Source organism: Desulfobacter sp., assembly GCF_050177295.1.
In genome coordinates, this window is the sequence record NZ_JBFXHE010000266.1 from 1 (window position 1) to 6,273 (window position 6,273).

The 6,273-nt window shown below is 45.4% G+C and carries 7 protein-coding genes and 1 tRNA gene; 2 read left to right on the top strand and 6 right to left on the bottom strand.

The features are described from left to right. Positions 1–1,192, top strand: a 1,192-nt coding sequence (gene cimA, locus AB7U36_RS16320; RefSeq protein WP_428160764.1) for a citramalate synthase, incomplete at its 5' end; no start/stop codon positions are given. Between the two features lie 155 nt (positions 1,193–1,347). Continuing rightward, positions 1,348–1,424: transfer RNA gene (locus AB7U36_RS16325), tRNA-Arg, on the top strand. A gap of 42 nt (positions 1,425–1,466) precedes the next feature. Here AB7U36_RS16325 and AB7U36_RS16330 read toward each other — a convergent pair. The 6 genes from AB7U36_RS16330 to trbB all read right to left on the bottom strand — a co-directional run bounded on the left by AB7U36_RS16330 (position 1,467) and on the right by trbB (position 6,217). Beyond that, positions 1,467–2,696 carry a tyrosine-type recombinase/integrase gene (locus AB7U36_RS16330; RefSeq protein WP_428160765.1) on the bottom strand — a complete coding sequence of 410 codons (1,230 nt, stop codon included), beginning with the start codon at positions 2,694–2,696 and terminating at the stop codon, positions 1,467–1,469. 74 nt (positions 2,697–2,770) lie between these two features. Beyond that, complete coding sequence (locus tag AB7U36_RS16335) at positions 2,771–2,974, bottom strand: helix-turn-helix domain-containing protein (protein ID WP_428160766.1); 204 nt, start codon at positions 2,972–2,974, stop codon at positions 2,771–2,773. 30 nt (positions 2,975–3,004) lie between these two features. Continuing rightward, entirely contained in the window at positions 3,005–4,303 is a 1,299-nt protein-coding gene (gene traI / locus AB7U36_RS16340; RefSeq protein ID WP_428160767.1) for a TraI/MobA(P) family conjugative relaxase, read from the bottom strand. Then, a complete protein-coding gene (locus AB7U36_RS16345) occupies positions 4,300–4,644 on the bottom strand; it encodes a plasmid mobilization protein (protein ID WP_428160768.1) in 345 nt (114 codons plus the stop codon). The genes traI and AB7U36_RS16345 overlap by 4 nt, the downstream gene beginning before the upstream one ends. Further along, positions 4,644–5,285, bottom strand: a complete 642-nt coding sequence (locus AB7U36_RS16350) for a TrbM/KikA/MpfK family conjugal transfer protein (protein WP_428160769.1) — start codon at positions 5,283–5,285, stop codon at positions 4,644–4,646. Before AB7U36_RS16350 ends, AB7U36_RS16345 begins: the two co-directional genes overlap by 1 nt. Continuing rightward, a complete protein-coding gene (gene trbB, locus AB7U36_RS16355; RefSeq protein ID WP_428160770.1) occupies positions 5,282–6,217 on the bottom strand; it encodes a P-type conjugative transfer ATPase TrbB in 936 nt (311 codons plus the stop codon). The genes AB7U36_RS16350 and trbB overlap by 4 nt, the downstream gene beginning before the upstream one ends. Positions 6,218–6,273: the final 56 nt, after the last annotated feature.

The window sequence follows — 6,273 nt, forward strand, 5'->3', positions numbered from 1 at the left end:
TGATGCTGAACATTTTTACGACGGATATAAAGCCAATGCCGATTTTGCTTTGGAAACTCTGGAAGCGGCTTTAAAAGGAGGGACCCGCTGTCTGGTGCTTTGTGACACCAACGGCGGCAGCCTCCCCTGTGACATCGACACCATCACCAGGGAAACCATTGCCCATTTCAAGGATTATGAAGATGTCATTTTCGGGGTGCATACGCATAATGACTGTGCCATGGCTGTTGCCAACGCCATCAACGCGGTTCATGCAGGAGCGACCATGGTGCAGGGCACTGTGAACGGATATGGGGAGCGCTGCGGAAATGCAGATCTCACAGCGCTTATCCCTATCCTGGCGCTAAAAATGAACAGGGCGTGTATCAGCGAAAAGAACCTGGCCAAGCTGCAGAATCTGTCCAGATTTGTATCTGAGACAGCCAATATGGCGCCCGTCGCAAGCAGACCCTTTGTGGGGCGCTCTGCGTTCACGCATAAAGGCGGGGTTCATGTGTCGGCCATCATGAAAAACCCCAAAGCCTATGAACACATGATCCCGGAACTTGTGGGTAACCGCCGCCGGGTTCTGGTATCCGAGCAGTCCGGTAAGAGCAATATCACCTACAAGGCCAAGGAGCTTGGGGTTGATCTGGGCAATGACGATGCCAAAAAATCTTTAATTGTAAACAACATCAAGGAGATGGAAAATTACGGGTATGAATTTGATGCGGCGGAAGGGTCCCTTAAGCTGATCATGGAAAGACTCACCGAACAGTACCAGTCCCATTTTGATCTGGAATCCTTCAGGGTGGTGGTGGAAAAGGACAAGGAACGGCCCTGTTATTCCCATGCCATGATCAAGATCAGGGTTGGGAACAAAACCGAAATCACTTCAGCCGAAGGCGCCGGTCCGGTATCGGCCCTTGATAATGCCCTGAGAAAGGCATTGACGGCCATGTATCCGGGTGTCAAGGACCTTCATCTGGTGGATTTTAAGGTCCGTGTCATTGATGGATCCGACGGCACCGATGCCAGGGTCAGGGTCTTGATCGAATCGCGGGATAGGGACAATATTTTTTCAACCGTTGGTGTTTCCGCGGATATCATCGAAGCCTCCTGGCAGGCTCTGGCGGACAGTTTTCAGTATAAACTGGCGCTGGACCACGCAGGGGAAGGAAATTATGCCGGATTAAATGACAAAGGGTGTTGATACTACCCGGACAAGAAAAGGTTCGGGAGCCCATTTACGTTGGTTGCAACTGATGGACCATATACACGGGATGCACCTGGAGGTGCAATAATTTCGTTTTTAGTCAGTTTTTCTCTTGCCAAAAACACATGTATTTGTTAAAAGACTTTTCTGTTGCGCTCGTAGCTCAGCTGGATAGAGCAACGGACTTCTAATCCGTAGGCCGGACGTTCGAATCGTCTCGGGCGCGCCACTCAAAAGGCAAGAGCCGCAAGGCTTTCAGAGGCATCCTTGGTCACCCGAGGGTGCCTTTTTTGTGTCCAAATTGGGCGATTGTGCCCAAATTTGTGCCCGTCTGACTTTCCAGGTACTTTTCCTGTTTCGCTGTTGCCATCTTCAAATCAGAATCATTGACGATGTTATACCTGTCAAATACAGAACGGGTTTTATGGCCGGATACCATCATTGCAACACGCTCCGGTACGCCAGCCCGTACCATGTTTCTGACCGCAGTCCTTCTGAGGTCATGAAAAATGGGGCCTTCAGGAAGTTTCCCTTCCCACTTTTCTACGTAGCTTCCCTGAAGCTTGTAGCCGTATCCCATACCAAGAGTCCTGCAGGCTGTGTTCCAGGCCCGCCTGAAATTGCCGATTTTGCCAAGACCGTCCTGGCGGGGAAATACATAAGGAACTATTTTGTCACTACTCCGTCTCAAAGCCCACTGCTGTTCAACAATCTGTTGCAGTTCATGATCTAAATAAACTGTCCGGGCTTCCTGGTTTTTGGTTTCACCAGCCTTCAAAGTCACGATCCCATTCTTCAAATCGACATGTGCCCAAGTCAAAGAGGCGATCTCCTGGGAGCGCCATCCGACCTTGTAACCAAAAGTTACAAAGGATTTTAAGTATTCGGGCAACAGATCTCTTAATGCCAGAAACTGGTCATGCTCAAAAAAGCCCTGTCTCACATTATTCTCTTTGAGCATTGGGATATGCGGCAGCCGGTCTACTTTTGCAGGGGTCTGCTGCGCTCCTAAGTTAAAAATTCTCTTCAAGGCAGACAGTTCCCTGTTTATTGTTGCGTTTGACGCCCCTTTTAATAGTTTGGTATTGCCACACATCGGGCACGTTGTTTCCGCCCCTATGTGAAATTTTTCATTACATTTTCTACACGTCCATTTTTTCCGATTCTGGATATACACATTTTGAATTAATGGCGTGGTAATATTGACAACATTCATTCCCTCAAATTCTGCCATGAGGTGAACCAGGCACTGTTTGGCTCTATCTAATGATTTTTTGGCATTAATTTCATAGTCTCTCAGAAAATCTTGGGCCAACTCATCAAATGTTACTTTCTCAAACAAAACGCCAGGCAACTTCCCCTCGGCAATCTCACCCTCCCTTCTGGCCAGCAATTTTTTAGCGACCATTTGTTTCGTGCTCCCGCTGCTTTCCCGAAAGCTTTTTCCATTGCGGTAGTATTTTATCCACCACGTCTTACCTCTTAAAAACATAGAACCCATAAATTTCTCCTATCTGCCTTGACGGGCACAGGATAGGTTGGACAAATATAACTGAAAATTGCGCAAAGTCAAAATCAATACTGCATTTTATGCTTCTCAATGAACACTTCTAAGTCCCTGCGATCAATCAACATCTTCTTTCCCACCTGAATAAACGGCAGCTTCCCGTCCCAGATTTGACTTCGCCAGAACCACTCTGTAACACCAATGCACTCTACAAGCTCTCTGATAGAGTACAGACGCTTATTGAAAACTATATGTTTGGATTTGGTGGGCATATTTTCTTCTCAAATTTTCTTTGTTAATATTTATCTTCCGTAATCTTCGCCGTAAAAACGCTGAAAATTCTTATTAAATTTTTTCCAGCTGTAATTTTGATTTATCTGTTCGCGGATATAAATTCTCCAGGCCTCTTTCTCTTTTGCGTTATTCAGTTTTTTTGCCGGGTCTAATTTATACGTTTTTTCAACCGGGTAACCGCCTTTGGATAGTTCAAACGGTCCTAAAACCTTCAACCTTTCATGGTCGATATCTTTTTTTTGAGATTCCAGGATTATTCCGTTTTCAGCGATTCTGAGGCCGGTTTTTGAAAAAGGGATTGTGGGATTCTTTTTGGTTTTTCCACCAATATCCTTCAGCACATACCCGGCCCCCCGTGGTCTGACTTCAAGGCCGATTCTTGCCAGTTCTTTATGAAAATCCTGCCAGGTTTCGGACTTGACGGCAGCCTGGGCAATAAAATTTTTTGATTCCAGAACAAAAGTATTGAAGGATTTTAACCCGGTTTGTGATTCAAAATCCCTGGCTTTTGGGCTTTCTGGTTTTGGTGTTTTCTGAAAAAAATCTTTAACGGTATAATCGCCGGTTGTTTTTTCAAAGGCCCCTAAACGATCCTGCAGCTTCTTTTTTGACAGATTTTTATCAAACTCGCTTATTTTCATATGGTATCCGGCCTTTGGTTTATGCCCAATGGCAGCCAAGATACAGCCATTCCCCCGCATTTGTACCGTCAGGCCGTAAACCGCTAAATTTTTATGGAGGGATTGCCAGTCACGGGCATTGTCGAAGGCTTCTTTGATATCTGACCGGTGTTGCTTTATGTAATCGCTGAACTGCTGTTCAATGCCGCTGTCAACTTTAAGATTATATTTCTGCTCCAGGAACCGGCATGTTTTGTCCCGTTTATGATAATCGTAATACGGATCATGCCGGGTGAACTTTTCTTTATGAATCATATTGTATGCAACGTGCATATGCGGGTTGTCTGTGTTTATGTGTATCCCGCACAGCCGTTGATGATCTTCAAACCCTAAAGATTTGGCAAACTCTTTTTCGATGTCTTTAAAATCTTCCAGGGACAGCTTTTTAAAATCTTCAGGATGAAAGCTTACCACCAGATGATATGTTTTTTCTTTTGTGGTTCGATTATTAAGGCCCTGGGTGGCTTTGATTTCATCCATTGCCAGGTCATAATCCTGACCGGCATAACAACCTGCGGTCCATTTTTCAAAAAGCTTTTCACCTTCATGGCTGGCCCCTGCTATATACAGCCCTAATCGCCGTATACTGTCGTTTCGGGGTTCACAATGAACACGTTTTGATATCATAACGACTGCCTGATTTTAGAGATTACCGGAGAAAGATCCCGCTGCCGCGTTTCAATCTCCCGGAGAAGAATTCTAACTTCTCCGGGAGATACATTTTTAAACCCCCTGGAAATGTAATATTTAAAGAGGCCTCCAAGTCTTCCCAGGTCCGCATTGACCTTGAGCGCTGAGATAAAAATCCCTTTATCGACCGTGGATTTAACAGCCTTGTCTGTGGCCATCCGCCGCACATATTCAGACACTGAAAAGCCGGTTTGTTCCGCCCGTTGTTTAAGCGTTTCATGCTCTTCAGCCGTGACATAGGATTTTATGCATTTCATGCGTTTGTTGGCTTTTTTCATTATTGCCATTCCCAGTGGTTGCTTGATAATTCTTCGGCTATTCGGGCTTGCTCAGTGGTTGATTTCGCATAAATTACATAACAGTCGTGTTCATCTCCATCTTCATCCTGATATGTCGTTCTGGTTCCCAGGTCCAACCCTGAATAAACAATATCATCGTATGCCGTGAATTCATGATTGATAAGCGCGTCATAATACCTGCGGCATGACGCCGGTATCTGTGGGTCAACGACCCACATTGAAATGGTTTTGTATTTTTTGTGAAAACCTGACCCTGTGGGAACTTTGATCATGACTAACACCATATTATTGTTCAGGCTCTCCAATGTGCAATTGTCCCGGGAATAATCGACAATAACATTAATCAAGCCCTGCATACCCGCTGCCGAAGAATCCGGACATTTGTTTAAAAAGGCTCGCCTGGCGTTTAACGTGTCTGATAATTTTCTGTGCCGGATACTGAAAAAATAGTTCAGTGCCGGGTTACACTCACCAGGACGGACAGCAGAGGACAGGCACAAGATGCTTTCACATGCTAATTTCTGGATATTTGATAATTCAGCCATTGCCGGCGGCGGGGTTAAAGAAAAAAATACTACGAACAGGAAAATAAAGTTAATTTTGGGTGTTCTCTTTTTCATTTTAAAATCCTTAATTTATGCGTTTCTTCCATCGTTCCTTGATCGTCTTCAATCACGGCAATATCTTCTATTTTTCGGCCTTGTTTGGTTCTTTTTATGAAAATGACCAAATCTATGGCCTCCTTTATTAAGTCATCCATTGGGCTGGTTACAGCTTCGGCTATCAATTGCTGAAGCCGGATCAGCCCACCGGTGCAGGAGTTGGCGTGAACAGTGCAGACGCCCCCTGGGTGACCAGTATTCCAGGCTTTAAGCAGATCTAAAGCTTCGCCACCCCTGACTTCTCCAACGATAATGCGATCAGGCCGCAATCTCATGGTCGCCTTTAACAGATGCTGCATATTGGTTGTCTGATTTGTCCGCAGCATGACTTTGTTTTTGGACAGGCATTGCAGTTCGTTTGTATCCTCAATGATGACAATCCGATCTTCACCGGCAATTTCAGCCAGTTCCGCTAAAATTGCGTTTGTCAGTGTTGTTTTTCCTGATCCGGTTCCCCCAACCACCAGGATGTTTTTCCTGGTGGTTATGGACTCATAGATAAGCTGCCGTTGGTCCTGGGCCATAATCCCGGCGTTAACATAGTTTTCAAGCGTAAAAATTTTTGTGGCTTTTTTACGGATCGTAAAGGTGGGGTTTGCAACAACCGGTGGGAATAGTCCTTCAAACCGGCTGCCGTCAATGGGCAACTCGCCCTCAACTATTGGCTGGTCTTTTGTAACAACAGTTCCAAGCATGGAGGCGACCTGACTTAAAATACCGGCTGCGGCTGATGGATTAATTTCTGATACCGGCATCATACCGTTATCAAATGTGTCCAACCACAAGCGGCCATCGTCATTGAGCATAATTTCAATAACATTGTCATCCTCAAGGGCCTGGATGACAGTTTCACCGAAGTTGTGTTTTAAACTATCAAGGACAACGCTCATGTGATTTACTCCAGATAAAAAAAGGTGTTACGGTATCAATGACGCAGCATTGCGGG